Source organism: Pseudophaeobacter sp. 1A09344 (assembly GCF_041008745.1).
GTDB lineage: Bacteria > Pseudomonadota > Alphaproteobacteria > Rhodobacterales > Rhodobacteraceae > Phycobacter > Phycobacter gallaeciensis_A.
The window spans coordinates 139,443-164,596 of record NZ_JAXGFS010000004.1 but is presented as its reverse complement, the minus strand read 5'-3'; the positions used below and the strand labels follow the sequence as shown (position 1 = coordinate 164,596).

Below are 25,154 nucleotides of genomic sequence, written 5' to 3'. Positions count from 1 at the left end.
CGCGGCATCGGGCGCAGATCCCTTGTACGCAGGGTCAGCTGCGTCTAAACCGGCTGAAATGGCAAATAAAGATGGGGTCTTTGATGACTGTCGCATTCGTGTTTCCCGGGCAGGGTGCCCAGACAATCGGCATGGGCAAGGAGTTGGCCGAGGCCTATCCCGCCGCAAAAGCGGTGTTTGACGAGGTCGACGCGGCGCTGGGGGAATCCCTTAGCAACCTGATCTGGGAGGGTGATATCGAAACCTTGACCCTGACTCGCAATGCCCAGCCGGCGCTGATGGCGACCTCCATGGCCGCGATGCGCGCACTTGAGGCCGAAGGTATCACTATCAACAAGGCCGCTTTTGTCGCCGGGCATTCGCTGGGTGAGTATTCAGCGCTGGCTGCTGCCGGGGCGATCTCGGTGGCCGATACCGCGCGTCTGCTGCGCACCCGCGGCGCTGCCATGCAGGACGCCGTGCCGGTGGGCGAGGGCGCCATGGCCGCGATCCTGGGGCTGGATCTTGACGCAGTGCGGGCCGTTGCCGAAGAGGCCGCTCAGGGCGAGGTTTGCCAGGCTGCCAATGATAACGACCCGACGCAGGTTGTGGTCTCCGGATCCAAGGCCGCTGTTGAGCGCGCCGCCGTGATTGCCAAGGAAAAGGGCGCCAAGCGCGCCGTGATGCTGCCGGTCAGTGCCCCGTTCCACTGCGCGCTGATGCAGCCTGCCGCCGATGTGATGGCCGAGGCCTTGGCAGGTGTTGAGATCAAAGCCCCTGCCGTGCCGCTGATCGCCAATGTCCGCGCTGATGAGGTGACCGATCCCGATACCATCCGCCAGCTGCTGGTCGAGCAGGTCACCGGCTCGGTGCGCTGGCGCGAAAGCGTGCAGGCGATGGCCGCCAAGGGGGTGACCGAATTCTGGGAAATCGGCGCGGGCAAGGCCCTGTCCGGTATGATCCGCAAGATCGACCGCAGCCTGACTTGCCGTCAGTTCGGCACCGCCGAGGGCGTCAAAGCAGCGGTTGAAGGCTGACGCGCGGCCTGAGCGATATGTCTGCCGGTTGCCCGGCGGGACGTGGTCGCCCGGGTGGGCGCAAACGGGCCCGCCATGGGGCGGGCGGACGCGTCCCGACGCTTGCGCGCCGGGAGAAGACCATAAATAGCGTCTCTGCATGAGGCCGTTCAAAGACTTGAGGAAAAGAACATGTTTGATCTGACTGGCAAGACTGCCCTCATCACCGGCGCATCCGGCGGTATTGGCGGCGATATCGCCCGCGCGCTGCATGCTGCTGGCGCCACTGTTGCCCTTTCCGGCACCCGCGAAGAGCCGTTGAAGGCCCTGGCCGAGGAACTGGGCGAGCGCGCCTTTGTGCTGCCTTGCAACCTCAGCGACGCGGACGCCGTCGAAGCGCTGCCGAAACAGGCGGCTGAGGCAATGGGCTCCGTTGATATCCTCGTGAACAACGCAGGCATCACCAAAGACAACCTGTTCATGCGCATGAAGGACGAGGAATGGCAGAGCGTTCTGGACGTGAACCTCACGTCCACCATGCGCCTGTGCCGGGGCGTGCTGCGCGGCATGATGAAGGCGCGCTGGGGCCGGATCATCAATATTTCCTCAGTGGTCGGTGCAACCGGCAACCCGGGGCAGGCCAACTACGCAGCCTCCAAGGCCGGTATGGTTGGCATGTCCAAATCCCTCGCCTACGAAGTGGCCAACCGGGGCATCACCGTCAATGCGGTTGCCCCCGGTTTCATTGCCACGGCGATGACCGACAAGCTGAACGACAACCAAAAGGACGCGATCCTGACACAGATCCCAGCAGGCCGCATGGGAGATTCGAAAGAGATCGCTGCCGCGGTTCTATACCTTGCCAGCGCCGAGGCCGCTTATGTGACCGGCAGCACCCTGCACGTGAATGGCGGTATGGCGATGCTGTGATTAGCAATAGCCTTGCCGCGCCGGATTGCGGCGTTGCAGAATGATGAAAAAGGGGCCCTCTCGGGCTCCTTTTTTGCGCCCGTCAGAGGTGATCTCCTTCACAAGTATCTGTTAACAAAAACTTTATGGTGAAATCCGCGGCGCGGGGCTTGTGGGCGTTCCCCACAACCTCCATTTGCCAGTGCAGCACGCGTTTTAACCCGTTCTCTGGATCACCCGGAACGGCGCGAAAACGTTTGCCTCTGGGCGCGTCTGTGCTATAGGCGGCCCATATTTCCGCTGACGAAGGGGTTTGACCCCTGTCTCGGTCAGCCCCCGCCCGGCGGGGGCACAACCGCCCGGATCGGGCAAAACCACGCCAGCCCGAGCGGGTAAGGGCAAAACCGGGCAGATTGCCCTGAAGAAAAAACGAGGAATGGATATGAGCGACGTCGCAGACCGCGTGAAAAAGATCGTTGTAGAGCACCTGGGTGTTGAAGAAGCCAAAGTGACCGAGAATGCCTCGTTCATCGACGACCTGGGCGCAGACAGCCTGGACACGGTCGAGCTGGTTATGGCCTTTGAAGAAGAGTTCGGAATCGAAATTCCGGACGATGCAGCCGAAACCATCCAGACCTTCGGCGACGCAGTGAAATTCATCACTGAAGCTTCCTAAGATACGTCATTCACATATCTGTGAATGCCAAGGCGGCGCTTTCCTACCGGGAAGCGCCGTTTTGCGTCATGGAGGGTGGACGGTTTTGTGGCGAGGTGATCATGGACGTCCCCAGTCTGTGGTATGCTGGGGGCGATATCCTGATCCAACCCGCTAGGAGGACCTATGCCATGATGATCTACCCCACGATGGAGCTGATGAACGGCGGTTGCGTAACGCTGGACAAGGGGCGCCTGGAGGAACCGGTTCTTTGGCATGTGGATCCGGTCAAGACGGCCAAGGATTTTGCGGCCGCCGGAGCGGAATGGATGCACCTGACCGACTTTAATGCGGTGCAGGGCGATGATTCCAATGCCGCCCTTGTCGAGGAAATCATCCGCAGCGTCGGCATTCCGGTGCAACTGGGGGGCGGCCTGCGAAGCCGCGAGCAGGTCGAGCACTGGATCGACCTTGGTGCCGGGCGGGTCACCGTCAGCACCCTGGCCGCGCGGGATCCGGCGCTGGTCAGCGAACTGGCCAAGCAACACCCCGATCAGATCGTGCTCGCGGTGGATGTCTGGCAGGGGCAGGTGATGACCGAAGGCTGGCGTCAATCCGGTGCGTTCTCTCCTGAAGCCTATATCGCCGCCTTTGAAAACGCGCCTTTCGCGGCAATCCTGGTCACCGATATCGACAGCGACATGTCCGAGGTCGAGGCGCAGCTGGGGCTGATTTCCGGTCTCGCAGCCGAGGCGAAAGCGCCGGTCATCGCCAGCGGCGTGGTGCGCAACGTGGATGACATTTCGCGGTTGAAATACATCCCCAATATTGCCGGTGCCTTGGTCGGGCGGGCGCTGTTCCGCAAGACGCTGACGCTTGAGGAAGCGCTGGAAACCGCGCGTCCGCAACCCGAACCCGTCGCGGAATTTCGCTAAAGCACCGATGACGCGGTCGTTACTTCGGCGCTCTGCGGGCTCCGGCGGCGGATGCTCCGGGCTACCAAGGTGATAGGTCAGTCGCTTAGTCTGCTGAAAAGAAATGAAAACATCCTTCGGCGCAGCAGGCCGTAGGGTGTTTTTCTTTGGTGGCTCTCCGACAATACAGTCCGACCGGCCCATCTGCGCGGACCTGCGTCGGCGCTCTTGCACCTTTTGGTAAATCCAAGGTATCTGGATGGGCGAAAAATGCCGAGGCAGAGGAGAGCATGGAATGCGTCGAGTAGTTGTCACCGGACTTGGCCTGGTTACCCCTTTGGCCAGCGGGGTAGAAGAAACATGGTCGCGTCTGCTGGAAGGTAAATCCGGCGCCGGGCCGATCACCCTGTTCGATGCCCATGAAAGCGGCGTCGCCACCACCTATGCCTGCGAAGTCCCGCGCGGTGATGGCACCGATGGTACCTTCAACCCCGATGAGTTCCTTGCCCCCAAGGAACAGCGCAAGGTGGATGATTTCATCCTCTATGGCATGGCGGCTGCGGATATGGCCGTCAAGGATGCGGGCTGGACCCCGAGCGATGAGGAAAGCCTGCTGCGCACCGGCGTGATGATCGGCTCCGGCATCGGCGGGCTCAGCTCGATCGCAGATACCGCGGTTCTGATCAAGGAACGCGGTCCGCGCCGTGTCTCTCCCTTCTTCATTCCTGGCTCGCTGATTAACCTTGCCTCCGGTCAGGTGTCGATCCGTTATGGCTTCCGCGGCCCGAACCACTCGGTCGTCACCGCCTGTTCCACCGGCGCGCATGCCATTGGTGATGCCAGCCGCATCATCCGCGCAGGCGATGCTGACGTGATGGTTGCCGGCGGCGCCGAGGCGGCGATCTGCGAGATCGGCATCGCCGGTTTCAACGCGTGCAAGGCGCTCAGCACCAAATACGGCAACGATCCGCAATCCGCGAGCCGCCCCTATGATGAGGACCGCGATGGTTTCGTCATGGGCGAGGGTGCCGGCGTGGTGGTGCTGGAAGAATACGAACACGCCAAGGCGCGCGGCGCCAAGATCTATGCCGAGGTCCTGGGTTACGGCATGTCGGGCGACGCCTATCACATCACCGCCCCGTCGGAATCGGGTGAGGGTGGCGAGCGCGCCATGCGGGCTGCGCTGTCCAATGCGGGCCTGAAGCCGACAGACGTGGATTACATCAACGCACATGGCACCTCGACCATGGCCGACACGATCGAGCTGGGCGCGGTTGAGCGGATGCTGGGCGATCACGCGGGCAATGTCACCATGTCCTCGACCAAATCGTCGACCGGGCACCTTCTGGGTGCGGCCGGCGCGATCGAGGCGATCTTCTCGATCCTGGCGATCCGCGATCAGGTGGCACCGCCGACCATCAACCTGGACAACCCCGCCATCGAAAGCCGGGTCGATCTGGCGCCCAACGCCAAACGCGAACGCAAGATCGACGTGGCCCTGTCGAACTCCTTCGGTTTTGGCGGCACCAATGCTTCGGTGATCTTCGGAAAGCCGAAATAAATGTGGCGCGCACTGGCCTCCAACATGCTGACGGTCCTCATCGTGGCGCTGTTCCTCTTGGGCGGCGTCATCATGTGGGGCCAGTCGCAATACACCTCTGAGGGACCGCTGGAGCAGGCCATCTGCCTGCGCGTCAAAAGCGGCTCCAACATGACCCGCGTGTCCCGCACGCTGGAGGATCAGGGCGCGGTGACCTCCGGGGCCCTGTTCCGGGTTGGTGTGAAATACAGCGACAAGGCATCGCTGCTGAAGGCAGGTAGTTACCTGGTACAGCCCGGCGCTTCGATGGAGGAGATCGTCGATCAGATCACCCGTGGCGGCGCCAGCACCTGCGGCACCGAGATCGTCTATCGCGTCGGCGTCACCCGGGTTCTGGCTGAGGTGCGCGAATTGGATCCGGCCAGCAACCGGTTCGTGGAGCGGGCAGAGTTCAACCCCGCCGAGGATGAAGCGCCTGCCGAATACCTTGAGAAAAAGGCCGAAGCCGACACCCGGTTCCGTATCGCACTGGCCGAAGGTGTGACCAGCTGGCAGGTGACCGAGGCGCTAAAGTCCATGGATATCCTTGAAGGCGATCCCGGTGAGCGCCCGCCCGAGGGCATGCTGGCGCCGGACAGCTATGAGGTCACGCCCGGTGATGAGCGGGCAGCGATCCTTGCAGAAATGCAAGAACGTCAAGTCCTGCGCATCAATGCCGCCTGGGAAGGCCGCTCTGCGGATGCTGCTGTGGAAACGCCCGAAGAGATGCTGATCCTCGCCTCGATCATCGAAAAGGAAACCGGTGTTGCCGAGGAACGTGGGCAAGTGGCCAGCGTCTTTACCAACCGTCTGAAACGCGGCATGCGTTTGCAGACCGACCCGACGGTGATCTATGGTGTCACCCAAGGCGAGGGCGTGCTGGGACGTGGTCTGCGTCAAAGCGAGCTGCGCCGGGTAACGCCTTGGAATACCTATGTCATCGAAGGGCTGCCGCCGACCCCAATTGCCAACCCTGGCTTTGCCAGCCTGGAGGCCGCGGTCAATCCGGATGAAACGGATTACCTGTTCTTCGTCGCTGATGGCACGGGTGGCCATGCCTTTGCCGAAACCCTGGCCGAGCACAACCGCAACGTGGTCAAGTGGCGCCAGATCGAGGCAGAGCGTAGCAGTGATTGAGGCGTCCTTTATCTGACGCTGGCACCCAGCGGCGGAGGACAAATTCACAGTGATACAAAAGGGCGCCTCGGCGCCCTTTTTCTTTGCGTGCTGACCGTGGGACACCCGGTCGCTTTGCATCCGACGGGCCGCAAAGCCTAACAAGGATTGGCGCCGCCGTTCTGCCAACCTGCTGCAGCGCTTGACATGACGGGCAGAAACCCGTATAAGTTGAGCTGCAGTTGGAAGGAAACTTGGCGGCCCCGCAGCGCATGTCGGCGGCCGTCCTTTCTTTCTCTCATCCGGAGCATTTCCGTATGAGGCCCGATTATTCCCATGACAACACCAGACCTCGCCGATGACCATCGGCCTGTCCGCGATCTTTTGCGGTCTTTGCAGGCCTCGCTGCTGCGACTGCGCAACGAGGCGGAGGGCTTGCACGACTCTCTGATGCAAAACGGTGCAGAGGCGCTGACACAGGGAGAGCGGCAGCAGGTGGCGAAGCTCGAAAGCCTAATCCGGGACAGCCAGAAAGTGGAGAAGTTGATTGCAGAGCGAACCCATGACACTGCCGCAGGCGATTCTGAACTCGACCTTGAAGAGGCCCGGGCTGAAATCAGCCGCCGCCTGGATTGCCTCCGGGCCGCTGCAGTTGCAGAACCGCCTGCTGGAGGAGCTGAGTGACAAGGCCACGCGGGCGCTGCCCTATCTGTTTGAGGTCTGGGCCCATCCCCATCAGCTGCCGCCAGAGGGCAATTGGCGCTGCTGGGTGATCCTTGGGGGGCGCGGGGCGGGCAAGACGCGGGCCGGTGCAGAATGGCTGCGGGCGCAGGTCGAGGGGGCGACGCCCCTGGCCGCAGGAAAGGCCCGGCGGGTCGCGCTGGTTGCGGAGACATACGATCAGGTGCGTGATGTGATGATCCATGGCGACAGCGGGCTGCTGGCTTGCTCTCCCTCGGATCGCCGTCCGATGTGGAAGCCGAGCGAGCGCAAGTTGATCTGGGCCAATGGTGCGATGGCGCAGGCCTTTTCCGCCCATGATCCCGAGGCGCTGCGCGGCCCGCAGTTTGATGCGGCCTGGGCGGACGAGCTGGCCAAGTGGAAAAAGGGCCGGGATTGCTGGGATATGCTGCAATTCGCCTTGCGGCTTGGCACGCACCCGCAGGTCTGCGTTACCACAACGCCCCGCAACACCCGGCTGCTGCGAGACTTGCTGGCGCGGGACAGCACAGTACAAAGCCACGCCGCGACCGAGGCAAACCGGGCCAATCTGGCGCCCTCATTCCTGACGGAGGTACGGGCGCGCTATACCGGATCGCGGCTGGGGCGGCAGGAACTGGACGGGGTGCTGCTCTCGGATGTGGAGGGGGCGCTTTGGTCGGCGGAACAGTTGGAGCGGGGCCGGGTCGAGACTGCGCCGCGGCTGAGCCGGGTGGTGGTGGCGGTGGACCCTGCTGTCAGCGCTGGGAAATCCTCGGACGCCTGTGGGATCGTGGTGGCCGGTGCCATCACCGACGGGCCGCCGCAGGATTGGCGCGCCTTCGTGCTGGCCGACCGCACCCAGGAGGGCGCGCAGCCGCTGGCCTGGGCCCAGGCGGCGATCCGTGCGCGCGAGGAATTCGACGCCGACCGGCTGGTGGCCGAGGTTAATCAGGGCGGCGCACTGGTCGAAAGCGTATTGCGGCAAGTGGATCCAATGGTGCCCTTTCGCGCCCTGCACGCCGCGCGCGGCAAGGCGGCGCGGGCGGAACCGGTGGCGGCGCTTTATGAACAGGGACGGGTGGCGCATCTGCAGGGGCTCGCTGCGCTGGAAGATCAGATGTGCCAGATGACGGCGCGGGGATATCTGGGCCAGGGATCGCCTGACCGGCTGGATGCGCTGGTCTGGGCCCTGCACGATTTGATGATCCGTCCTGCCGCCTCTCTGCGCCTGCCACGGGCGCGTCTGCTCTGATCCGGGGGCCGGGGTGTTGCGCCCCCGGCGGGCGCGGCACTTCGTGGATCTTCATTCCCCTCAGGCACAACTGTTTCTCAGCAAAGGGCGGATTGGCCCGATCAAGCATGAGGAGTGCAGCATGGTCTTTGACCTCCTGCGGCGCAAGACACGGGCAGCCGAACCACCGGTGCAGCAGAAAGCAAGCGCGGCGGCCCGCGTGGTGAACTGGCACGGGCTGGGCGGTGTCGGCTGGAGTCCGCGCGACGCCGTCTCGCTGACCCGCAGCGGATTTGCAGGCAATCCCGTTGGCTTTCGCGCCGTCAAACTGATCGCCGAGGCAGCCGCGTCTTTGCCGCTGGTCTTGCAGGACGCGACGCAACGCTATGATCACCATCCGCTGCTGACCCTGCTCGCAGGGCCAAACCCGGCGCAATCCCGCTCGGACCTGATCGAGGCGCTGATTGGGTATATCCTGCTGTCTGGCAATGCCTACGTTGAGGCGGTAGCCGGGGAGGAGGGACTACCGGCGGAGCTGCACGTGCTGCGCCCAGACCGGATCAGCGTCGTTCCCGGGGGCGATGGCTGGCCGGTGGCCTATGACTATGCGGTGGGCGGGCGCAAGCACCGGTTTGCCGCCACTGTCACCCGCAGCCCGATCTGCCACATCCGCAGTTTCCACCCGCAGGACGACCACTACGGGCTTGCACCCTTGCAGGCCGCCGCGACGGCTGTGGACGTTCACAACGCCGCCTCGCGCTGGTCCAAGGCGCTGCTGGATAACGCTGCGCGTCCATCTGGGGCGCTGGTCTGGTCCGGCAGCGATGGGCAGGGCATGATGCCCGAGGATCAGTTTCGACGGTTAAGTGATGAAATTGAAACGAATTTCCAGGGTGCACGCAATGCTGGCCGCCCGATGGTTTTGGAAGGCGGCCTTGACTGGAAACCGATGGGGTTTTCGCCCTCGGACATGGAATTCCAAAAAACCAAGGAGGCCGCCGCGCGGGAAATCGCCCTGGCATTCGGGGTGCCGCCGATGCTGCTGGGCCTGCCCGGCGATGCTGCCTACGCCAATTATCAAGAGGCAAACCGCGCGTTTTACCGGCTGACCGTGCTGCCGCTGGCGGGCCGTGTGGCAACGGCGCTTTCGGATTGGCTGTCGGGATTTACGGGTGAGGCGCTGGAGTTGAAACCAGACCTTGATCAGGTGACGGCCCTTGCGGCCGAGCGCGAGGCGCAGTGGCGCCGGATCTCCCGCGCCGATTTCCTGAGCCGGGATGAAAAACGCCGCCTGCTGGGCCTGCCGCCGCTGGCAGAGGGAGAGACGGATGTCTGAGATACCCTTGCCCCCGTTTGATTGTTCTCCGGGATTGCGGCTGTCGGCGCATGAACGCGTCACCGAGATCCAGAACCAAGCGATGAACCGCAGGCTGGAGCGGATGGAGCAGATGATGGAACGGCTGGAAAAACGCCTGTGGCTGACTGTTTATGGCGTCGCCGCGGTGATCCTGGCGCAGGCGTTTCAATCCTTTCTGGTTGGTCTTTGATCACAAATTCAGAGTGTTATCGGGAGTATTGCATGCCACCTGAAATGGAATTGGAACATAAGTTTGCCAAAGGCGGCGGCGGGATTGCCCTTGCGGCGGACAATGTCATCCGGGGCTACGCCAGCCTGTTTGGCGAGGTCGATCAGGGCGGCGATGTGGTGATGCCCGGGGCCTATGGTGCCTCGTTACAGGCACTGGCTTCGCGGGACTGCAAGGTCAAGATGCTGTGGCAGCACGATCCTGCGCAGCCCATTGGGGTCTGGGACGAGGTACGCGAAGATGCGCGTGGTCTTTGGGTCAGCGGCCGGGTCCTGACCGATACTCGCCGCGGCGCCGAGGCGGTCTCCCTGATCACGGCCGGGGCCATTGACGGGCTGTCGATTGGCTATCGCACGGTCAAGGCGACCCGGCGGGCCGTGGGCGGACGGCAACTGGCCGAGCTGGATCTCTGGGAGGTTTCGCTGGTGACCTTCCCGATGCTGGCGACGGCCCGGGTGTCGGCAAAATCGCGGCGTGGCGCAGATGAGGCTCTGCGGACCCTCGCGGCTGAGCTGCGCGATGCCTGCGCGGATGCCGAGGGGATCCCGGGCGCGCATAACCTTCACAACACAGGACAGGCAGATGAGCAATCACAACAGTCCGGCTGACACCGGAGATACGGCGCCTCTGGCGCAGGAAGTCCGGCAGGCGGTTTCCGGCTTTGTCAAAGACTTCAGGGGGTTCCGGGGTGAAGTGCAGGAAAAACTGAAACAGGTGGACGCGCGAATGACAATGCTGGATCGAAAATCTCTGGTGGTGAATCGACCGCAACTGGCGGCAAGCGAAGACATTGGTGCCCCGCATAATAAGGCCTTTGGCAGCTATCTGCGCTCGGGGGATGAGAGCGCGTTGCGCGGGCTGGATCTTGACGGTAAATCCCTGTCCACCGTGGTCAACAGCGATGGCGGCTACCTGGCGGATCCGCAAACGGCGGACACGGTGAAATCGGTGCTGCAATCGACAGCATCGATCCGGGCCGTGGCCTCGGTCGTGAATGTCGAGGCGACCTCGTTCGATGTGCTGATCGATCATACGGATGTGGAGGCAGGCTGGGCCAGGGAAACTGATCCCACGGTCGAAACCGGCACGCCCTCCATTGACCGGATCACCATCCCGCTGCATGAACTCAGCGCCTTGCCCAAGGCCTCGCAACGGCTGCTGGACGACAGCGCCTTTGACATCGAAGGCTGGCTGGCCGGACGTATCGCCGACAAATTTGCCCGCTCCGAGGCGGCGGCCTTTCTGAGCGGTGACGGGATCGACAAACCCACCGGGATTCTGACTCACCCGGCGGTCGACAATAGCAGCTGGAGCTGGGGCAGCCTCGGTTATGTGGCAACGGGTACCGACGGCGGCATCGGTTCGGGCGATGCGATTGTCGATCTGGTCTATGCCCTTGGGGCGCGCTACCGGGCCAACGCGAGTTTTGTGATGAATTCCAAGACCGCCGGGGTAATCCGCAAGCTGAAGGACGCTGACGGCCGCTTCCTGTGGACCGACGGTCTGGCTGCGGGCGAACCGGCGCGGCTGATGGGTTATCCGGTGTTGGTGGCCGAGGACATGCCCGATGTGGCATCGGACAGCTACGCGGTGGCCTTTGGCGATTTTGCGGCCGGCTACACAATTGCCGAACGGCCCGACCTCAGGGTGCTGCGCGATCCCTTCAGCGCCAAACCGCATGTGCTGTTTTACGCAACCAAACGCATCGGCGGTGATGTCAGCGATTTTGCGGCCATCAAACTGATGAAATTCGGCCTGAGCTAACCGCCCGGGACCGATGACGGGACCGGCAGCCCGGACCCGTCGGCGGGCGCATGTCAGATACTCCCTGTCGTCCAGCTGCCCCCCCCTCCGTCCGAGCGGCAGGGAGGATGTGCGCCCGCTGCAGCCGATGAGACAAAGCCATGAGGACGCCGGGAAGTGCGGAGAAATGTGATGATATTGACCGATGTGGCGCCGCTGCCGGACAGCGCCTTGCCGCTGGAGGCCTTCAAGGCGCACCTGCGACTGGGCACCGGGTTTCCCGAAGACAGCCTTCAGGATGGTGTTCTGAACGGGTTCTTGCGTGCGGCTCTCTCTGCCATCGAGGCGCGGACTGGAAAGATACTGATAACACGCAGTTTCACCTGGGAGCAGACGCGCTGGCGCAACGCAGAGGCAGAGGTTCTGCCGGTCGCGCCGGTGACCTCGGTGACCGAGATCGTGATGCGGGATGCTGAGGGCGGCGAAATGATCGTGGACCCTGCACTCTACCGGCTGGAGCGCGACACCCACCATCCCAGACTCTGTCCGCAGCGCGGGTTCCTGCCCATCGTGGCCAAGGGCGGTTCGGTGCGGGTCAGTTTCGAGGCCGGGTTGGCGCCGGATTGGGGCGGCTTGCCTGCCGATCTGGCGCAGGCGGTTCTGATGCTGGCGGCGCATTACTACGAATACCGCGGGGATACCGGCCTGCACGGCGGTTGCATGCCATTTGGTGTCACCAGCCTTATCGAACGCTATCGCGCCATACGCCTGTCCCTGGGGGCGGTGCAATGACTGCGGCGTCGCGCCGTCCGCATCTGTCCCGGCAGTTGGTGCTGGAGGACCCGCGGCGTCTGCCCGATGGCGCGGGCGGATATGTCGAAAGCTGGAGCGCGCTTGGCACCCTCTGGGCCGAGGTCACGGCGCTCAGCGGGCGTAACGCAGACCAGCAGGGCGGCAGCCTGTCGCTGCAACGCTATCGCATCACTGTGCGGGCCGCCCCCGTGGGGGCGACGGCGCGGCCGCGTCCTGATCAGCGGCTTCGCGAAGGTACCCGCCGGTTTCGCATAGACGCGGTGAGCGAAGCGGACCCCGGCGCGCGCTATCTGACCTGTTTCGCGGTAGAGGAGCTGGGCGCATGAGCTATGCTATTTCCGCCGCGCTGCAGGCCGCGGTCTATCAGCATCTGCTGGCGGACCCGGCGCTAAGCGCTCTCATCGGCAGCGATCTTTATGATGCGCTGCCATCGGGTACCCTGCCACAGACCTACGTGGCTCTGGGGCCAGAGGAGGTCGAGGACCGTTCGGATGCCACAGGGGCCGGGGCGCGGCACCGGTTCACGGTCAGTGTGTTTTCTGACACCGCCGGATTTGCCCATGCAAAATCCGTGGCGGCGGCGGTTTGTGATGCATTGAGCGATGCGCCGCTGCTGCTCAGCCGGGGGCGGCTGGTGGGCCTCTGGTTCGACCGTGCCGCGGCACAGCGGCTCAGTGGCGGCGGGCGTAGCATCGTATTGCGGTTTTCCGCCCGGGTCGAAGACAGCTGAATGCTGCTCTGCCGGTTCTTTAATTCAGACAACAGTGGAGTGACCTCATGGGTGCACAGAATGGCAAGGATCTATTGATCAAGGTGGATATGACCGGCGATGGGCAATTCGATTCCATCGCGGGGCTGCGCGCCACCCGCATCAGTTTCAACGCCGAAAGCGTCGATGTGACCAGCCTTGAAAGCCAGGGCGGCTGGCGCGAGCGCCTTTCTGGCGCCGGGGTGCGCTCGGCCAATATCTCGGGCTCTGGGGTGTTTCGCGATGCGGGCACGGATGAGCGGGCGCGGCAGCTGTTCTTTGACGGTATCACCCCGGATTTTCAGGTGGTGATCCCCGATTTCGGCATCATCGAAGGCCCGTTTCAGGTGACCTCGCTGGATTATGCGGGCACCCACAATGGCGAGGCAACCTACGAGCTGGCGCTGGCCAGCGCCGGGATGCTCAGCTTTACCGCGGTGTGACCCATGGCGAACCCCTACAGAGGCGAGGTGGAAATCACCATCAACGGCGCGCCTTACGTGCTGAAGCTGACCCTTGGCGCCCTGGCCGGGCTGGAGCAAAGCCTTGCAGAGGGAAGCCTCGTCGATCTGGTGCAACGGTTCGAAGCGGGGCGGTTTTCCGCCCGCGATATCCTTGCCCTGCTGGTGGCGGGTCTTGAGGGCGGCGGCAATTCCTTAAGCACCGAGGAACTGGCCCAGGCCGATATCGCGGCGGGACCGATGGGTGCAGCGCGGGTGGCGGCGCAGCTGCTGGTGGGCAGTTTCTCGCTTCCCGGAACAGAGGCATGAGCGGCTTTGACTGGCCCGCGTTGATGCGTGTCGGCCTGGTTGGTCTGCGCCTTAGCCCCGATACCTTCTGGCGCCTGACCCCGGCCGAGTTGCGGTTGATGCTGACTCCTGCGGGCGCTGGCGGGGCGCTGGACCGTGCAGGGCTTGAGGATCTGATCGCAGCCTTTCCCGATACTCCGAAAGCAAAGGACCCTGACCATGGCGGAGAGTGAAATCGCCGAACTGGAACTGCGCAGCGAGGCATTGGGCGACGCGCTGGGGGATGCCGCCGGCATGGCGGCCAGTTTCGACACGGAATTGCGCCGGGTGCGCCAGGCCTTTGCCGCGACGGGCAAGGATGTGCAAAGCCTTGAACGCGGCATGTCGCGCGGGCTGCGCCGCGCCTTTGAAGGCGTGGTGTTTGATGGCAAGAGCCTGTCGGACGCGCTGGATACCGTTGCGCGTTCGATGATCCGAACCAGCTATAACGCCGCTATTCGCCCGGTCACCGATCATGTGGGCGGGCTGCTGGCCAGCGGTGTTGGCAATCTGGTCAGTGACATACTGCCCTTTGCCGATGGCGCTGCCTTTTCGCAGGGGCGGGTGATGCCCTTTGCCCGGGGCGGCGTGGTTAGCGGCGCCACGATGTTTCCCATGCGCGGCGGCACCGGATTGATGGGCGAAGCGGGGCCAGAGGCGATCTTGCCACTGCGCCGCACCGCCGACGGATCGCTTGGCGTCACCAGTTCCGGCAGCGGCGGAACGCAGGTGGTGATGAACATTACCACTCCGGATGTGGCCGGGTTCCGCCGCAGCGAAGGGCAGATCGCCGCGCGCCTGTCCCGCGCCCTGTCGCGTGGCAACCGCAATCGCTGATCTGCGCGCCGCCTGATCTACCCAACGACAGATCCCAAAAGGGGGTATTCCGATGAATTTCCACGATGTCCGATTTCCCGCCTCGCTCAGCTTCGGCTCGGTCGGCGGTCCGCAGCGGCGCACTGATATCGTCTCGCTCGCCAATGGCCATGAGGAGCGCAACACCCCCTGGGCGCATTCGCGGCGCCGCTATGATGCCGGGCTTGGTCTGCGCTCGCTTGAGGACATCGAGGTTCTGATTGCCTTTTTCGAGGCCCGTCAGGGGCAGATGTACGGCTTTCGCTGGAAGGACTGGTCGGATTACAAATCGGCCCGCGCCAGCGCAGAGGTCGATTTCCGGGACGAGGTGATCGGCACCGGCGATGGGCAGACTACGCGCTTCCAACTGGTGAAGTCCTATCGCTCCGGCACCTCGCTCTACCATCGCCCGATTGCCAAACCGGTGGCGGGAACGGTGCGCGTGGGCCTGAAGCAGGAGGAATTGCGCGAGAGCGTCGATTACGAACTCGACACCGCGACGGGTGAAATCACGCTGGCCTATCCGCCCGAGGCCGGGCTGGAGGTCGTCGCGGGCTTTGAATTCGATGTGCCGGTGCGGTTTGACACCGATCAGATCCTGACCAGCGTCGCCTCCTTTCAGGCGGGCGATGTGCCGGATGTGCCGATTGTGGAGGTGCGGATCTGATGGCCGGGCCGTCGCAACCTTTTCTGGAGCACCTCGCCACTGGGGTGACAACACTGTGCCGGGCCTGGGGACTGACCTGCCGGGATGGCGAATTCTTTGGCTTTACCGACCACGACTGTGATCTGGCATTTGATGGGATGACGTTCAAGGCGGGCAGCGGGCTGACCGCACGAGCGTTGCAACAGGCGACGGGCCTGTCGGTGGACAATACCGAGGCGCTGGGGGCGCTGTCCGATACCACGCTGCGGGCCGAGGATATCGAGGCGGGACGGTTTGATGCGGCGGATATGCGCTGCTGGCTGGTGAACTGGCAGGACCTGTCGCTGCGCTGGCTGCAGTTTCGCGGATCGATCGGAGAGCTGCGCCGCGCGGGCAGTGCCTTTGAGGCCGAGCTACGCGGGCTGAGCGAGGCACTGAACCGCCCGCTGGGCCGGGTCTATCAGAAACCTTGCAGCGCGGTTCTGGGCGATGACACCTGCCGCTTCGATCTGGACTTGCCCGGCTATAGCGAGACCCGCTTGGTCGAGTGCAACGAGGAAGGCCGCCTGTTCTATTGGAAGGATCTGGCAGGCTTTGAACCCGATTGGTTTACCCGTGGGCGCCTGACGGTGCTGACGGGCACGGCTGAGGGGCTTTGGAGTGCGATCAAACAGGACCGCAGCGATGCCACGGGCCGCCTGATCGAACTGTGGGAGCCGCTGCGCGCGCCGGTGGCGCCTGGTGATCTACTGCGGCTTGATGCGGGCTGTGACAAGCGGATGGAGACCTGCCGCTTCAAATTCAACAACCTCATCAACTTTCAGGGCTTTCCAGATATCCCCGGAGAGGACTGGGTGATGTCGGTGCCGCGCTCCACCGGCGCCAATACCGGCGGCAGCCGCCGATGACGGGCGGAAGGGTGACAGGCGCGGATATTGCCAAGGCTGCTCGGGACTGGATTGGCACGCCCTATGTGCATCAGGCCAGTTGCCGGGGTGCGGGCTGCGATTGCCTGGGGTTGATCCGGGGGATCTGGCGGGCACGCTGCGGGCAGGAACCGGCGCCGCTGCCGCCTTATACGATGGACTGGTCCGAACCGCAGGCCGAGGAACGCCTCTGGCAGGCGGCCCTGCGTTATCTGCGGGCAAAACCGCTCTCCGCCTGCGAGGTCGGCGATGTCTTGTTGTTTCGCATGCGCGCCGGGGCCGTGGCCAAACACCTTGGCATTCAATCCGCAACGGGCGCGCCAGAGGTGCCACAGGGGCAGCCCCGTTTCATTCATGCCTATAGCGCGCGCGGCGTCGTTGAGAGCGCGCTGACCGGCCCCTGGCAGCGCCGCATCGTGGCGCGTTTTGCATTTCCCGATGAGGTGAGTTGATGGCGACCATTCTTCTTTCTGCGGCGGGCGCCGCAATCGGCGGGGCCGTGGGTGGCACGGTCGCGGGGCTGTCCTCGGTGGCGATTGGCCGGGCGGTGGGCGCAACGCTGGGGCGGGCCATTGACGAACGGTTGCTTGGCGCCGGGTCGGACCCGGTGGAAACCGGCAAGGTCAGCCAGTTCCGCCTGACCCAGGCCAGCGAAGGCCAACCCATCGCGCAGGTTCTGGGCCGCACCCGTATTGGCGGGCAGGTGATCTGGGCTTCTGACTTTCAGGAAAGTACCACCACCACGGGTGGCGGCAAGGGCGGGCCAAGGCAGCCCAGCGTCACGCGCTACAGCTATTCGGTCTCGCTGGCGATTGCCCTTTGCGAAGGGGAGATCGCCTCGGTGCCGCGGGTCTGGGCCGATGGGGAGGAAGTCTCGCCGCTGGATCTCAACATGACGGTCTATCGCGGCACCCCGGATCAAGCGCCCGATCCGGTGATGGAGGCCATCGAGGGCGCAGGCAGGGTGCCTGCCTATCGCGGTACCGCCTATGTGGTGATGGAGAACATCGCGCTGGATGGCTTTGGCAACCGGGTGCCGCAGTTCTCGTTTGAGGTGATACGTGGCGCGCAGCCTGGCGGTGCCGAGTTCGACCTTGATCCGGCGCAGTTGGTGCGGGGCGTGGCGCTGATGCCGGGGACAGGCGAATATGCGCTGGCCAGCAGCGCGGTGAACTACTCCGGTGGGCCCGGTGATATGCGCGCCGCCAATATCCACTCGCCCTCGGGGCAAACAGACCTTCTGACCTCGCTTGCAGCGCTGGAGGAGGAGTTGCCAACCTGCAAGGCGACCTCGCTGATCGTGTCCTGGTTTGGTGATGACCTGCGCTGCGGGGAGTGCCAGATCAAACCCAAGGTGGAGCAGAAATTGGCCGAGGGCGTCGGAATGCCCTGGCAGGTCTCAGGAGCGGATCGCAGCAGCGCCGCGGAGGTGCTGAAGGACGAAGAGCGTAACCCCCTTTATGGCGGCACCCCGGCCGATGCGGCGGTGGTGGAGGCAATCAAGGCGCTGAATGCCGCCGGGCAGCGGGTGATGTTCTATCCCTTCATCCTGATGGATCAGGCCGAAGGCAACGGTCTGCCGGATCCATGGAGCGATAATCCGGACCAGCCGCATCTGCCCTGGCGGGGCCGCATCACACTGTCGGTGGCGCCGGGGCGCGCAGGTAGCCCGGATCAAAGCGCCGCTGCCGCTGCCGAAGTCGCCGCCTTCATGGGGCAGGCCTCGGCCAGTGATTTCACCATCGGCGATGGCACGGTCACCTATAGTGGACCCGAAGACTGGGGGCTGAGACGCTTCATTCTGCACAATGCCGCGCTTTGCGCCGCGGCGGGCGGGGTGGCGGCCTTTTGCATCAGTTCGGAAATGCGGGGGCTGACCCAGATCCGGGGCGCCAGCGGTTTCCCAGCTGTGGCGGCCCTGCGGGCGCTGGCCGCCGAGGTACGCCAGATCCTGGGGGCGGAGGTCAAGATCGGCTATGCGGCCGATTGGTCGGAATACTGGGGCTACCAAAGCCCGGAAGGTGACCGCTATTTCCACCTGGATCCCCTTTGGGCCGATGCGGAGGTGGATTTCATCGGGATCGACAATTACATGCCGCTGTCCGATTGGCGACAGGGAACGGACCATCTGGACGCCCAAGCCGGAGTGCCTGCGATCTATGATCTGGATTACCTACGTGGCAATATCGAGGGGGGCGAAGGCTACGATTGGTATTACCACTCGCCCGAGGCCGAAGGCGCCCAGATCCGCACCCCAATCACCGATGGCGCCCATCAGGAACCCTGGATCTGGCGCTACAAGGATCTGCGCAACTGGTGGGGCCATCCCCATCACGAACGGATCGGCGGCGTGCGTCAGCCGCTGCCCACGGCGTGGGAGCCGCAAAGCAAACCGATCTGGTTCACGGAACTTGGCTGCGCCGCCATTGATAGGGGCACCAATCAGCCGAACAAGTTCCTTGATCCCAAAAGCTCGGAATCGAGACTGCCGAAGTATTCCAATGGCCAACGGGACGACCTGATGCAGCTGCAATACCTGCGCGCATTGCTGGGGTATTGGAGTGATCCGGCCAACAACCCCATCTCGGCAGAATATGACGCGCCGATGCTGGATATGGATAACGCCTATGTCTGGGCCTGGGACGCGCGGCCCTTTCCGGCCTTTCCCGCCGCGAGCGACGTCTGGAGTGATGGGGAGAATTACCTAAGGGGGCACTGGTTGAACGGGCGTGTCGGCCAGCGCACGCTGTCGTCGGTGGTGAGTGAGATCTGCGACCGCTCCGGAGTGAGCGAGACTGATGTCAGCTCGCTTTACGGGATCGTGCATGGCTATAGCCTTGAGGGAACAGAGACTGCCCGCGCCGCGCTGCAACCACTGATGCTGCGCCATGGCTTTGATGTGATCGAACAGGATGGGCTCCTGCGCTTCCTGCCACGCACGGGCACCGATGCGTGTCTGCTGGAGCCGCAGCATTTGGTCGACAGCTCCGAGGTGGAAGGAGACATCGCCCATCAGCGCGCCGCCGAGGCCGAGCTGACGGGCAGGGTACGGTTGCGCTATGCCGAATGGGGCGCCAATTACGATCTCGCCGCACAAGAGGCGGTTCTGCCCGATCAGGTGACCCATGCGGTAGGCCAGCACGACCTGCCGATGGTGCTCACCCGCGCCGAAGCGCGCCAGATCGCCGAGCGCTGGTTGATCGAGGCCCGCATCGCCCGCGACAGCGCGCGCTTTGTGCTACCTCCATCGCGGCTGGATATTGCGGTGGGGGATGTGGTTGCCCTGCCGTTTGCTGACTCCGGCACTGAGGGGGAGACCTCGGGGCAGGGCAGTGAGAGCGCCGAGGCCGCGCCCGCCCTTTACCGGGTGGATCGTATCGACATGGCCGAAGCGCAGCTGGTAGAGGCGGTGCGGATCGATCCCGGTGTCTATATCCCATCCCCCAGCACCGAGGAGCTGCCCGGCATCAATGAATTCGCAGCGCCCGTGCCGGTGCTGCCGCTGTTCATGGACCTGCCCTTGCTGACGGGCGAGGAAACCCCGCATGCGCCGCATCTGGCCATTACCGCCCAGCCCTGGCCAGGCAGTGTCGCGGTCTATGGCGCCCAGGCCGACGAGGGCTACACACTGGAAGAGGTGATCGCAGCCCGGTCGGTCGTCGGGATCACCCAGACGCCCTTGCTGCGCGGGCCGGTCGGGCGCTGGGACCTGGGCGCCGACCTGCAGGTCAAGCTGATCTTCGGGCAGTTGCAAAGCCGCGATATGCTGGCGGTGCTGAACGGGGCCAATGCGGCTGCAATCGGCGATGGCAGCAATGGCAATTGGGAGATTTTCCAGTTCCGCAGTGCCGAACTGGTGGCCCCCGAGACCTATCTACTGCGCGGGCGTTTGCGCGGCCAGCTGGGCAGCGATGGGCTGATGCCTGATATCTGGCCTGAAGGTTCATTCGTGGTGCTGCTGGATGATACCCTGCGCCAGCTCGACCTGCCGCTGGCGCAGCGGCGAAGGGCGCGTCACTACCGGATCGGACCCGCGCGCCGAGGCTATGACGACCCAAGCTATGTGCACCGGATCGAGGCCATTGACGGCAACGGCCTGCGCCCCTATGCGCCAGTGCATCTGCGCCTAGAGGGCGCGCTGGGCGGGGCGATACAGGTCAGCTGGATCCGCCGCACTCGGATCGAGGGTGACAGCTGGGATCTGCAGGAGGTACCGCTGGGAGAGGCGCGTGAGGAATATCTGCTGCGCGTCCTGCGCGGACCCGTGGTTCTGCGGGAAGAGACCCTATCTGCGCCGGGCTGGAGTTACTCGGCGGTGATGCAGGTGGCGGATGGGGCATTGCCCGGGGACCGGATTGAGGTGGCGCAGGTTTCTGACCGGTTCGGCGCCGGGCTTGCGGCCGGGGCGGCGCTGATATGAGGCGGCCCGTCTTGCCGGGTGATATCTCCTCCGCCGCCCGCGCGCTGTTGCATGTCCCCGAGGCAAAGCGCACCCGCCTTTGTGCCTGCCTGTTTGCGGGGGCCGCGCGGGCCTGTGCCCATATGGAGCAGGGCATGGGGCTGCACCCCAGGTGGGGCGATGGCACGCTCAGCGCGGCAGCACGGCTGTTTCCGCTGGCGGATGAGCCACCGCTCGATGATGCCGAATACCTTGCTTGCACGATCCGGGTCCTGCGCGCCGTGCATGGGCGAATAGGGTAAGCCTGTGCGCCACGCATGGGACGTCTGCCCCGCGATCCATTCATGATGAAAATACTTCTCTTCACAAATTTGCGTTTGGCCAAACTTGCGTTAGATACGTAGTCTGATGTGAGAAAAGGATGCCTCACCATGATCAAGACACGCAAAGCCGTTACTCCGCTGGACCCTGTCTGGGACCGCATCGCAACCGAAGCGCAGGAGGCCGTTGATAAACAGCCCCTGATGGGCGGTCTGATTCACGCCTGCATCCTGCACCATCCAACCATCGAAAAGGCGCTGTCTTATCGCGTGGCGGCCAAGCTGTGCTCGAACGAGATGTCGATGGTGATTCTGCGCGAGATCGTCGATGCAGCCTATGCCTCCGACCCGTCGCTGATTGCAGCGGCGCGGGCCGATCTGATGGCGGTCTATGAACGCGATCCGGCCTGCCACCGGCTTTTGCAGCCGATCCTGTACTTCAAGGGCTACCAAGCCGTTCAGGCCTATCGGGTTGGGCACTGGTTGTGGAAACAGGGCGATTACGATCTGGCCTATTTCTTCCAGATGCGGATTTCGGAGATCTTCGGCGTCGACATTCACCCGGCTGCAAAGATCGGCCAGGGCATCATGATCGACCACGCCCACTCCATCGTGATCGGTGAAACCGCCGTGGTTGGCGACAACGTGTCGATGCTGCATTCTGTGACACTGGGCGGCACCGGCAAGGAAGAAGAGGACCGTCACCCCAAGATCGAGGATGGCGTGCTGATCGGTGCCGGAGCCAAGGTGCTCGGCAATATCCGCATCGGCCACTGCAGCCGCATTGCTGCCGGTTCTGTCGTTCTGAACGATGTCCCCCCGTGCAAGACGGTGGCAGGCGTCCCGGCCAAGATCGTTGGTGAGGCTGGTTGCGATCAGCCTTCGGTCAGCATGAACCAGGTTCTGGCCAGCGGCGAGTAATTCAGGCTCCGTAAGGGGCACGGAGCGGGGCGCCTTCCAAATGGAAGCCGCCCCGTTTTTGTTTTTATGGTCTGCAAGGCCCGGTGTTTCGGCAGGGTATTTCCTCCGCCTGCTTGCCGGGAAGGTTTGGTGCAGAGGTGATTTGCCATTAGCCTTTTCGCCCAGTGTTGCTGGTCTGGGAGGTTACAGCATGACAGCGTTTATTATCGGGCAGATGCAAATCCACAGCCGCGACTGGATGGAGGAGTATTTTGCCAAAATCCCCAAAGTGGTTGAGGCGCATAGCGGCGAGTTTCTGGTCCGGGGCGGCGAGCCGGAGATGATGGAAGGCAGCGACCCGCTGCCCGATGCGGCTTTCATCCTTGAGTTTCCCGACCGTGCCCATGCGCAACGGTTCTGGAATTCGGATGAGTTTCAAAGGCTTGCGATCCTGCGTCGAACCGGATCAACGCTGAATGCCATTCTGGTCGACAAGCTCGCCTAGGCTGTTTTGGGCGCCAGCACCGGGCTGCAGGATGCAAAAGGGCCGGACGTTTCAGCCCGGCCCCTGTTTGGTGTGATAGGAATAGCACCCGGGATCAGGCCAGCATGACCATCGGGTTTTCCAGGTTCTCGACGATGGCGGCCAGGAGGTTCGCCCCAAGCGCGCCATCGATAACGCGGTGATCGACGGACATGGTGACGCTCATCACCGTGGCGACCTTCAGCTCGCCATCGGCACCGACAACCGGTTTTTTCACGCCAGAGCCAACCGCGAGGATGCCTGCATGGGGCGGGTTCACGATGGCGTCGAAATTGTCGATGCCGAACATGCCGAGGTTGGAGATCGCAAAGGAGCCGCCCTGGTATTCATGCGGCGCCAGTTTTCGGTCGCGGGCGCGGGTGGCCAGGTCCTTCATCTCGGTCGACAGGCTGGAGAGTGACTTCATGTCGGCGTCTTGCAGCACGGGCGTGAACAGACCGCCTTCGATGGCGACGGCAACCGCCACGTCCGAGGCTTTCATCTGCAGTACGCGGTCACCGGCCCAGACGGCATTCGCTTCGGGCACAGATTGCAGCGCAAGAGCCACGGCCTTGATGATGAAGTCGTTGACCGACAGCTTCACGCCGCGTCCTTCCAACTGTTTGTTCAGCTCACCGCGGAATTTCAGCAACGCATCCAGCTGGATATCCCGGCGCAGGTAGAAATGCGGGATGGTTTGTTTTGCTTCGCTCAGGCGCGCGGCGATGGTCTTGCGCATACCGTCGAGCTTGACCTCTTCGTAATCGCGACCTTCGTACATTTTGGCCACGCCATCCGCAGAAGGACCATCAGGCGCGGCAGCAGCAGCCGGAGCGGCGGTTGCCGGGGCAGCGGCAGGCTGGGCCTCGGCCTTTGGTGCTGCTGTAGCGCCTTCGACGTCGGCTTTGACGATGCGACCGCGCGGGCCGGAGCCGCTGATCGCAGCCAGATCCAGCCCTTTGTCTGCCGCAATGCGCCGCGCCAGAGGCGAAGCAAAGATGCGGCTGCCGTCGGCGGCGGCAGGCGCAGCCGGGGCAGGGGAAGAGGGCGCCGTCTTGGGGGGCGGGACTTCCTTGGGGCCGCCATTATCGTTTCCAACGCCGGTTTCTGGCGCGGAAACTTCCGGCTTCGCGGCAGGCGCTGCGTCCACGTCATCAGCGCTTTCACCATCGGCGAGCAGAACGGCGATGGCGGTATTGACCTTCACCCCTTCGCTGCCTTCAGGCACCAGGATTTTGCCGATGACGCCTTCGTCGACGGCTTCGAATTCCATCGTGGCCTTGTCGGTTTCAATCTCGGCCAGAAGATCGCCAGAGGCGACGGTGTCGCCTTCCTTGACCAGCCATTTCGCCAGCGTGCCTTCCTCCATGGTGGGAGAGAGGGCGGGCATCAGGATTTCTGTGGGCATCGCTGTCTCTCCTTACCGGTAGGTCACTTGTTTCACGGCGGCGATTACCTCATCCGTGGTAACCAGCGCGTGTTTTTCGAGGTTTGCGGCATAGGGCATCGGCACGTCCTTGCCGGTGCAGGTGACGATGGGCGCATCAAGGTAATCAAACGCCTGCTGCATCACTTCGGAGGCGATGTAGCTGCCGACGGAACCCTGCGGCCAGCCTTCTTCGACGGTGACAAGGCGGTTGGTCTTCATCACCGATTTGATCACCGTGGGCAGGTCCATCGGACGCAGGGTGCGCAGGTCGATCACCTCGGCATTGATGCCCTCTTCGGCCAGCTTGTCCGCCGCTTCGAGCGCGTATTGCATGCCGATTCCGAAGGAGACGATGGTGACATCGTCGCCGGTCCGCCAGATGCGCGCCTTGCCAAAGGGAACGGTGTAGTCATCCATGTCAGGCACATCGAAGGAGCGGCCATAGAGGATCTCATTCTCCAGGAAGATCACCGGGTTGGGATCACGGATCGCGGATTTCAGTAGGCCCTTCGCATCAGAGGCGGAATAGGGCATGGCGACCTTCAGGCCCGGGATCTGCATGTACCAGGCGGCATAGTCCTGGCTGTGCTGGGCGCCCACGCGGGCGGCGGCGCCGTTGGGGCCGCGGAACACGATAGGGCAGCCCATCTGTCCGCCGGACATATAGAGCGTCTTGGCGGCCGAGTTGATGATCTGGTCGATCGCCTGCATGGCAAAGTTGAAGGTCATGAATTCGACGATCGGCTTCAGCCCGCCAAAGGCCGACCCCACGGCGATCCCGGCAAAGCCGTGTTCGGTGATCGGCGTGTCGATGACGCGCTTGGCGCCGAATTCATCCAGAAGGCCCTGCGAGATCTTGTAAGCGCCCTGATATTCGGCGACTTCCTCGCCCATCAGGTAGACGTCTTCGCTACCGCGCATTTCCTCGGCCATGGCATCGCGCAGCGCCTCGCGCACGGTCTGCTGCTTGAGCGCGGTGCCCTGGGGCCAATCCGGTGTTTCGTCCACCTGCGGGGCCTCTTGGGGCGCGGCAGCAGCGGCGGCCGGAGCGGGCGCCGCAGGTGCCTCTGCGGTCGGCGCTTCTACCTTGGCGGCAGGCGCCGCGTCGGCGATGTCATCGGCGCTTTCGCCCTCGGCGAGCAGCACGGCGATGGCGGTATTCACCTTCACACCTTCGCTGCCTTCGGCGATCAGAATCTTGCCGATCACGCCTTCGTCGACGGCTTCGAACTCCATCGTCGCCTTGTCGGTTTCAATCTCGGCGAGGATATCGCCGGAATTCACGGTATCGCCTTCCTTGACCAGCCATTTGGCCAGCGTGCCTTCCTCCATGGTCGGCGACAGGGCGGGCATCAGAATTTCAGTTGCCATAGTCTT

Annotated in this window: 27 protein-coding genes; 25 read left to right on the top strand and 2 right to left on the bottom strand. The window is 63.6% G+C overall.

Translation table 11 applies throughout. The annotated features are described in order from the left end of the window. The first annotated feature begins 83 nt into the window (after nucleotides 1-83). The 25 genes from fabD (at nucleotide 84) to SM765_RS08570 (ending at nucleotide 22,330) form a co-directional block, all read left to right on the top strand. Nucleotides 84-1,016, top strand: a complete 933-nt coding sequence (fabD, locus tag SM765_RS08690; RefSeq protein WP_274829199.1) for an ACP S-malonyltransferase — start codon at nucleotides 84-86, stop codon at nucleotides 1,014-1,016. A gap of 171 nt (nucleotides 1,017-1,187) precedes the next feature. Continuing rightward, nucleotides 1,188-1,925, top strand: coding sequence for a 3-oxoacyl-ACP reductase FabG (gene fabG, locus SM765_RS08685; protein WP_065270419.1), 738 nt, complete (start codon nucleotides 1,188-1,190; stop codon nucleotides 1,923-1,925). A 421-nt stretch (nucleotides 1,926-2,346) separates the two neighbouring features. Next, complete coding sequence (locus SM765_RS08680) at nucleotides 2,347-2,580, top strand: acyl carrier protein (protein WP_065273474.1); 234 nt, start codon at nucleotides 2,347-2,349, stop codon at nucleotides 2,578-2,580. A 170-nt stretch (nucleotides 2,581-2,750) separates the two neighbouring features. Then, a complete protein-coding gene (locus SM765_RS08675; RefSeq protein ID WP_065273473.1) occupies nucleotides 2,751-3,494 on the top strand; it encodes a 1-(5-phosphoribosyl)-5-[(5-phosphoribosylamino)methylideneamino]imidazole-4-carboxamide isomerase in 744 nt (247 codons plus the stop codon). 274 nt (nucleotides 3,495-3,768) lie between these two features. After that, the gene (gene fabF / locus SM765_RS08670) at nucleotides 3,769-5,034 is read left to right on the top strand and encodes a beta-ketoacyl-ACP synthase II (protein ID WP_274837151.1); all 1,266 of its coding nucleotides are present in this window, start codon (nucleotides 3,769-3,771) and stop codon (nucleotides 5,032-5,034) included. Next, nucleotides 5,035-6,189 (top strand): endolytic transglycosylase MltG, encoded by a 1,155-nt coding sequence (gene mltG / locus SM765_RS08665; protein WP_065270417.1) that lies wholly within the window; start codon nucleotides 5,035-5,037, stop codon nucleotides 6,187-6,189. Nucleotides 6,190-6,730: 541 nt separating this feature from the next. Beyond that, a complete protein-coding gene (locus SM765_RS08660; RefSeq protein ID WP_368981487.1) occupies nucleotides 6,731-8,122 on the top strand; it encodes a DNA-packaging protein in 1,392 nt (463 codons plus the stop codon). A 121-nt stretch (nucleotides 8,123-8,243) separates the two neighbouring features. Continuing rightward, complete coding sequence (locus SM765_RS08655) at nucleotides 8,244-9,437, top strand: phage portal protein (RefSeq protein ID WP_274837149.1); 1,194 nt, start codon at nucleotides 8,244-8,246, stop codon at nucleotides 9,435-9,437. After that, nucleotides 9,430-9,648, top strand: a complete 219-nt coding sequence (locus tag SM765_RS08650; RefSeq protein ID WP_065270415.1) for a GTA head formation protein, RCAP_rcc01685 family — start codon at nucleotides 9,430-9,432, stop codon at nucleotides 9,646-9,648. The genes SM765_RS08655 and SM765_RS08650 overlap by 8 nt, the downstream gene beginning before the upstream one ends. 32 nt (nucleotides 9,649-9,680) lie before the next feature. Next, nucleotides 9,681-10,295, top strand: a complete 615-nt coding sequence (locus SM765_RS08645) for an HK97 family phage prohead protease (RefSeq protein WP_274837148.1) — start codon at nucleotides 9,681-9,683, stop codon at nucleotides 10,293-10,295. After that, nucleotides 10,270-11,451 carry a phage major capsid protein gene (locus SM765_RS08640; protein ID WP_274837147.1) on the top strand — a complete coding sequence of 394 codons (1,182 nt, stop codon included), beginning with the start codon at nucleotides 10,270-10,272 and terminating at the stop codon, nucleotides 11,449-11,451. Before SM765_RS08645 ends, SM765_RS08640 begins: the two co-directional genes overlap by 26 nt. A 171-nt stretch (nucleotides 11,452-11,622) precedes the next feature. Continuing rightward, the gene (locus SM765_RS08635) at nucleotides 11,623-12,222 is read left to right on the top strand and encodes a head-tail connector protein (protein WP_274837146.1); all 600 of its coding nucleotides are present in this window, start codon (nucleotides 11,623-11,625) and stop codon (nucleotides 12,220-12,222) included. After that, on the top strand, nucleotides 12,219-12,569 hold the full coding sequence (locus tag SM765_RS08630) for a head-tail adaptor protein (RefSeq protein ID WP_274837145.1): 351 nt from the start codon (nucleotides 12,219-12,221) through the stop codon (nucleotides 12,567-12,569). The genes SM765_RS08635 and SM765_RS08630 overlap by 4 nt, the downstream gene beginning before the upstream one ends. Then, on the top strand, nucleotides 12,566-12,973 hold the full coding sequence (locus tag SM765_RS08625) for a DUF3168 domain-containing protein (RefSeq protein WP_274833764.1): 408 nt from the start codon (nucleotides 12,566-12,568) through the stop codon (nucleotides 12,971-12,973). The genes SM765_RS08630 and SM765_RS08625 overlap by 4 nt, the downstream gene beginning before the upstream one ends. 47 nt (nucleotides 12,974-13,020) lie before the next feature. Next, nucleotides 13,021-13,434 carry a phage major tail protein, TP901-1 family gene (locus SM765_RS08620; protein ID WP_274837144.1) on the top strand — a complete coding sequence of 138 codons (414 nt, stop codon included), beginning with the start codon at nucleotides 13,021-13,023 and terminating at the stop codon, nucleotides 13,432-13,434. Between the two features lie 3 nt (nucleotides 13,435-13,437). Beyond that, nucleotides 13,438-13,761 (top strand): gene transfer agent family protein, encoded by a 324-nt coding sequence (locus SM765_RS08615; RefSeq protein ID WP_274837143.1) that lies wholly within the window; start codon nucleotides 13,438-13,440, stop codon nucleotides 13,759-13,761. Then, a complete protein-coding gene (locus tag SM765_RS08610; RefSeq protein ID WP_274837142.1) occupies nucleotides 13,758-13,973 on the top strand; it encodes a rcc01693 family protein in 216 nt (71 codons plus the stop codon). Before SM765_RS08615 ends, SM765_RS08610 begins: the two co-directional genes overlap by 4 nt. Next, nucleotides 13,960-14,616, top strand: coding sequence for a phage tail tape measure protein (locus tag SM765_RS08605; RefSeq protein ID WP_274837141.1), 657 nt, complete (start codon nucleotides 13,960-13,962; stop codon nucleotides 14,614-14,616). The genes SM765_RS08610 and SM765_RS08605 overlap by 14 nt, the downstream gene beginning before the upstream one ends. Before the next feature lie 52 nt (nucleotides 14,617-14,668). Further along, nucleotides 14,669-15,301 carry a DUF2460 domain-containing protein gene (locus SM765_RS08600; RefSeq protein WP_065270405.1) on the top strand — a complete coding sequence of 211 codons (633 nt, stop codon included), beginning with the start codon at nucleotides 14,669-14,671 and terminating at the stop codon, nucleotides 15,299-15,301. Next, nucleotides 15,301-16,188, top strand: coding sequence for a DUF2163 domain-containing protein (locus SM765_RS08595; protein WP_274837140.1), 888 nt, complete (start codon nucleotides 15,301-15,303; stop codon nucleotides 16,186-16,188). Before SM765_RS08600 ends, SM765_RS08595 begins: the two co-directional genes overlap by 1 nt. Then, on the top strand, nucleotides 16,185-16,658 hold the full coding sequence (locus SM765_RS08590) for an NlpC/P60 family protein (protein WP_274834268.1): 474 nt from the start codon (nucleotides 16,185-16,187) through the stop codon (nucleotides 16,656-16,658). Before SM765_RS08595 ends, SM765_RS08590 begins: the two co-directional genes overlap by 4 nt. Next, nucleotides 16,658-20,626 carry a baseplate multidomain protein megatron gene (locus SM765_RS08585; RefSeq protein ID WP_274837139.1) on the top strand — a complete coding sequence of 1,323 codons (3,969 nt, stop codon included), beginning with the start codon at nucleotides 16,658-16,660 and terminating at the stop codon, nucleotides 20,624-20,626. The genes SM765_RS08590 and SM765_RS08585 overlap by 1 nt, the downstream gene beginning before the upstream one ends. Then, entirely contained in the window at nucleotides 20,623-20,907 is a 285-nt protein-coding gene (locus tag SM765_RS08580) for a DUF7742 family protein (protein ID WP_274837138.1), read from the top strand. The genes SM765_RS08585 and SM765_RS08580 overlap by 4 nt, the downstream gene beginning before the upstream one ends. Nucleotides 20,908-21,036: 129 nt before the next feature. Further along, the gene (cysE, locus tag SM765_RS08575; protein ID WP_065270400.1) at nucleotides 21,037-21,846 is read left to right on the top strand and encodes a serine O-acetyltransferase; all 810 of its coding nucleotides are present in this window, start codon (nucleotides 21,037-21,039) and stop codon (nucleotides 21,844-21,846) included. Between the two features lie 190 nt (nucleotides 21,847-22,036). Beyond that, nucleotides 22,037-22,330, top strand: a complete 294-nt coding sequence (locus tag SM765_RS08570; protein ID WP_274837137.1) for a DUF1330 domain-containing protein — start codon at nucleotides 22,037-22,039, stop codon at nucleotides 22,328-22,330. Between the two features lie 94 nt (nucleotides 22,331-22,424). Here SM765_RS08570 and SM765_RS08565 read toward each other — a convergent pair whose 3' ends face one another. Continuing rightward, complete coding sequence (locus SM765_RS08565; RefSeq protein WP_274837136.1) at nucleotides 22,425-23,756, bottom strand: pyruvate dehydrogenase complex dihydrolipoamide acetyltransferase; 1,332 nt, start codon at nucleotides 23,754-23,756, stop codon at nucleotides 22,425-22,427. A gap of 12 nt (nucleotides 23,757-23,768) precedes the next feature. Then, nucleotides 23,769-25,148, bottom strand: coding sequence for a pyruvate dehydrogenase complex E1 component subunit beta (locus tag SM765_RS08560; RefSeq protein ID WP_274837134.1), 1,380 nt, complete (start codon nucleotides 25,146-25,148; stop codon nucleotides 23,769-23,771). Between the last annotated feature and the right edge of the window lie 6 nt (nucleotides 25,149-25,154).

Excerpts from the sequence above, each read along its gene's own strand:
- SM765_RS08620 (WP_274837144.1), top strand. The coding sequence starts at position 13,021 with ATGGGTGCACAGAATGGCAAGGATCTATTGATCAAGGTGGATATGACC.
- SM765_RS08605 (WP_274837141.1), top strand. The coding sequence starts at position 13,960 with ATGGCGGAGAGTGAAATCGCCGAACTGGAACTGCGCAGCGAGGCATTG.
- SM765_RS08570 (WP_274837137.1), top strand. The coding sequence starts at position 22,037 with ATGACAGCGTTTATTATCGGGCAGATGCAAATCCACAGCCGCGACTGG.
- SM765_RS08635 (WP_274837146.1), top strand. The coding sequence starts at position 11,623 with ATGATATTGACCGATGTGGCGCCGCTGCCGGACAGCGCCTTGCCGCTG.
- mltG (WP_065270417.1), top strand. The coding sequence starts at position 5,035 with ATGTGGCGCGCACTGGCCTCCAACATGCTGACGGTCCTCATCGTGGCG.
- SM765_RS08655 (WP_274837149.1), top strand. The coding sequence starts at position 8,244 with ATGGTCTTTGACCTCCTGCGGCGCAAGACACGGGCAGCCGAACCACCG.
- SM765_RS08565 (WP_274837136.1), bottom strand. The coding sequence starts at position 23,756 with ATGCCCACAGAAATCCTGATGCCCGCCCTCTCTCCCACCATGGAGGAA.
- SM765_RS08610 (WP_274837142.1), top strand. The coding sequence starts at position 13,758 with ATGAGCGGCTTTGACTGGCCCGCGTTGATGCGTGTCGGCCTGGTTGGT.
- SM765_RS08675 (WP_065273473.1), top strand. The coding sequence starts at position 2,751 with ATGATGATCTACCCCACGATGGAGCTGATGAACGGCGGTTGCGTAACG.
- SM765_RS08560 (WP_274837134.1), bottom strand. The coding sequence starts at position 25,148 with ATGGCAACTGAAATTCTGATGCCCGCCCTGTCGCCGACCATGGAGGAA.
- SM765_RS08595 (WP_274837140.1), top strand. The coding sequence starts at position 15,301 with ATGGCCGGGCCGTCGCAACCTTTTCTGGAGCACCTCGCCACTGGGGTG.
- fabD (WP_274829199.1), top strand. The coding sequence starts at position 84 with ATGACTGTCGCATTCGTGTTTCCCGGGCAGGGTGCCCAGACAATCGGC.
- SM765_RS08630 (WP_274837145.1), top strand. The coding sequence starts at position 12,219 with ATGACTGCGGCGTCGCGCCGTCCGCATCTGTCCCGGCAGTTGGTGCTG.
- SM765_RS08590 (WP_274834268.1), top strand. The coding sequence starts at position 16,185 with ATGACGGGCGGAAGGGTGACAGGCGCGGATATTGCCAAGGCTGCTCGG.
- SM765_RS08585 (WP_274837139.1), top strand. The coding sequence starts at position 16,658 with ATGGCGACCATTCTTCTTTCTGCGGCGGGCGCCGCAATCGGCGGGGCC.
- SM765_RS08640 (WP_274837147.1), top strand. The coding sequence starts at position 10,270 with ATGAGCAATCACAACAGTCCGGCTGACACCGGAGATACGGCGCCTCTG.
- SM765_RS08580 (WP_274837138.1), top strand. The coding sequence starts at position 20,623 with ATGAGGCGGCCCGTCTTGCCGGGTGATATCTCCTCCGCCGCCCGCGCG.
- SM765_RS08645 (WP_274837148.1), top strand. The coding sequence starts at position 9,681 with ATGCCACCTGAAATGGAATTGGAACATAAGTTTGCCAAAGGCGGCGGC.
- cysE (WP_065270400.1), top strand. The coding sequence starts at position 21,037 with ATGATCAAGACACGCAAAGCCGTTACTCCGCTGGACCCTGTCTGGGAC.
- SM765_RS08615 (WP_274837143.1), top strand. The coding sequence starts at position 13,438 with ATGGCGAACCCCTACAGAGGCGAGGTGGAAATCACCATCAACGGCGCG.
- SM765_RS08660 (WP_368981487.1), top strand. The coding sequence starts at position 6,731 with ATGACACTGCCGCAGGCGATTCTGAACTCGACCTTGAAGAGGCCCGGG.
- SM765_RS08680 (WP_065273474.1), top strand. The coding sequence starts at position 2,347 with ATGAGCGACGTCGCAGACCGCGTGAAAAAGATCGTTGTAGAGCACCTG.
- SM765_RS08650 (WP_065270415.1), top strand. The coding sequence starts at position 9,430 with ATGTCTGAGATACCCTTGCCCCCGTTTGATTGTTCTCCGGGATTGCGG.
- fabF (WP_274837151.1), top strand. The coding sequence starts at position 3,769 with ATGCGTCGAGTAGTTGTCACCGGACTTGGCCTGGTTACCCCTTTGGCC.
- fabG (WP_065270419.1), top strand. The coding sequence starts at position 1,188 with ATGTTTGATCTGACTGGCAAGACTGCCCTCATCACCGGCGCATCCGGC.
- SM765_RS08625 (WP_274833764.1), top strand. The coding sequence starts at position 12,566 with ATGAGCTATGCTATTTCCGCCGCGCTGCAGGCCGCGGTCTATCAGCAT.
- SM765_RS08600 (WP_065270405.1), top strand. The coding sequence starts at position 14,669 with ATGAATTTCCACGATGTCCGATTTCCCGCCTCGCTCAGCTTCGGCTCG.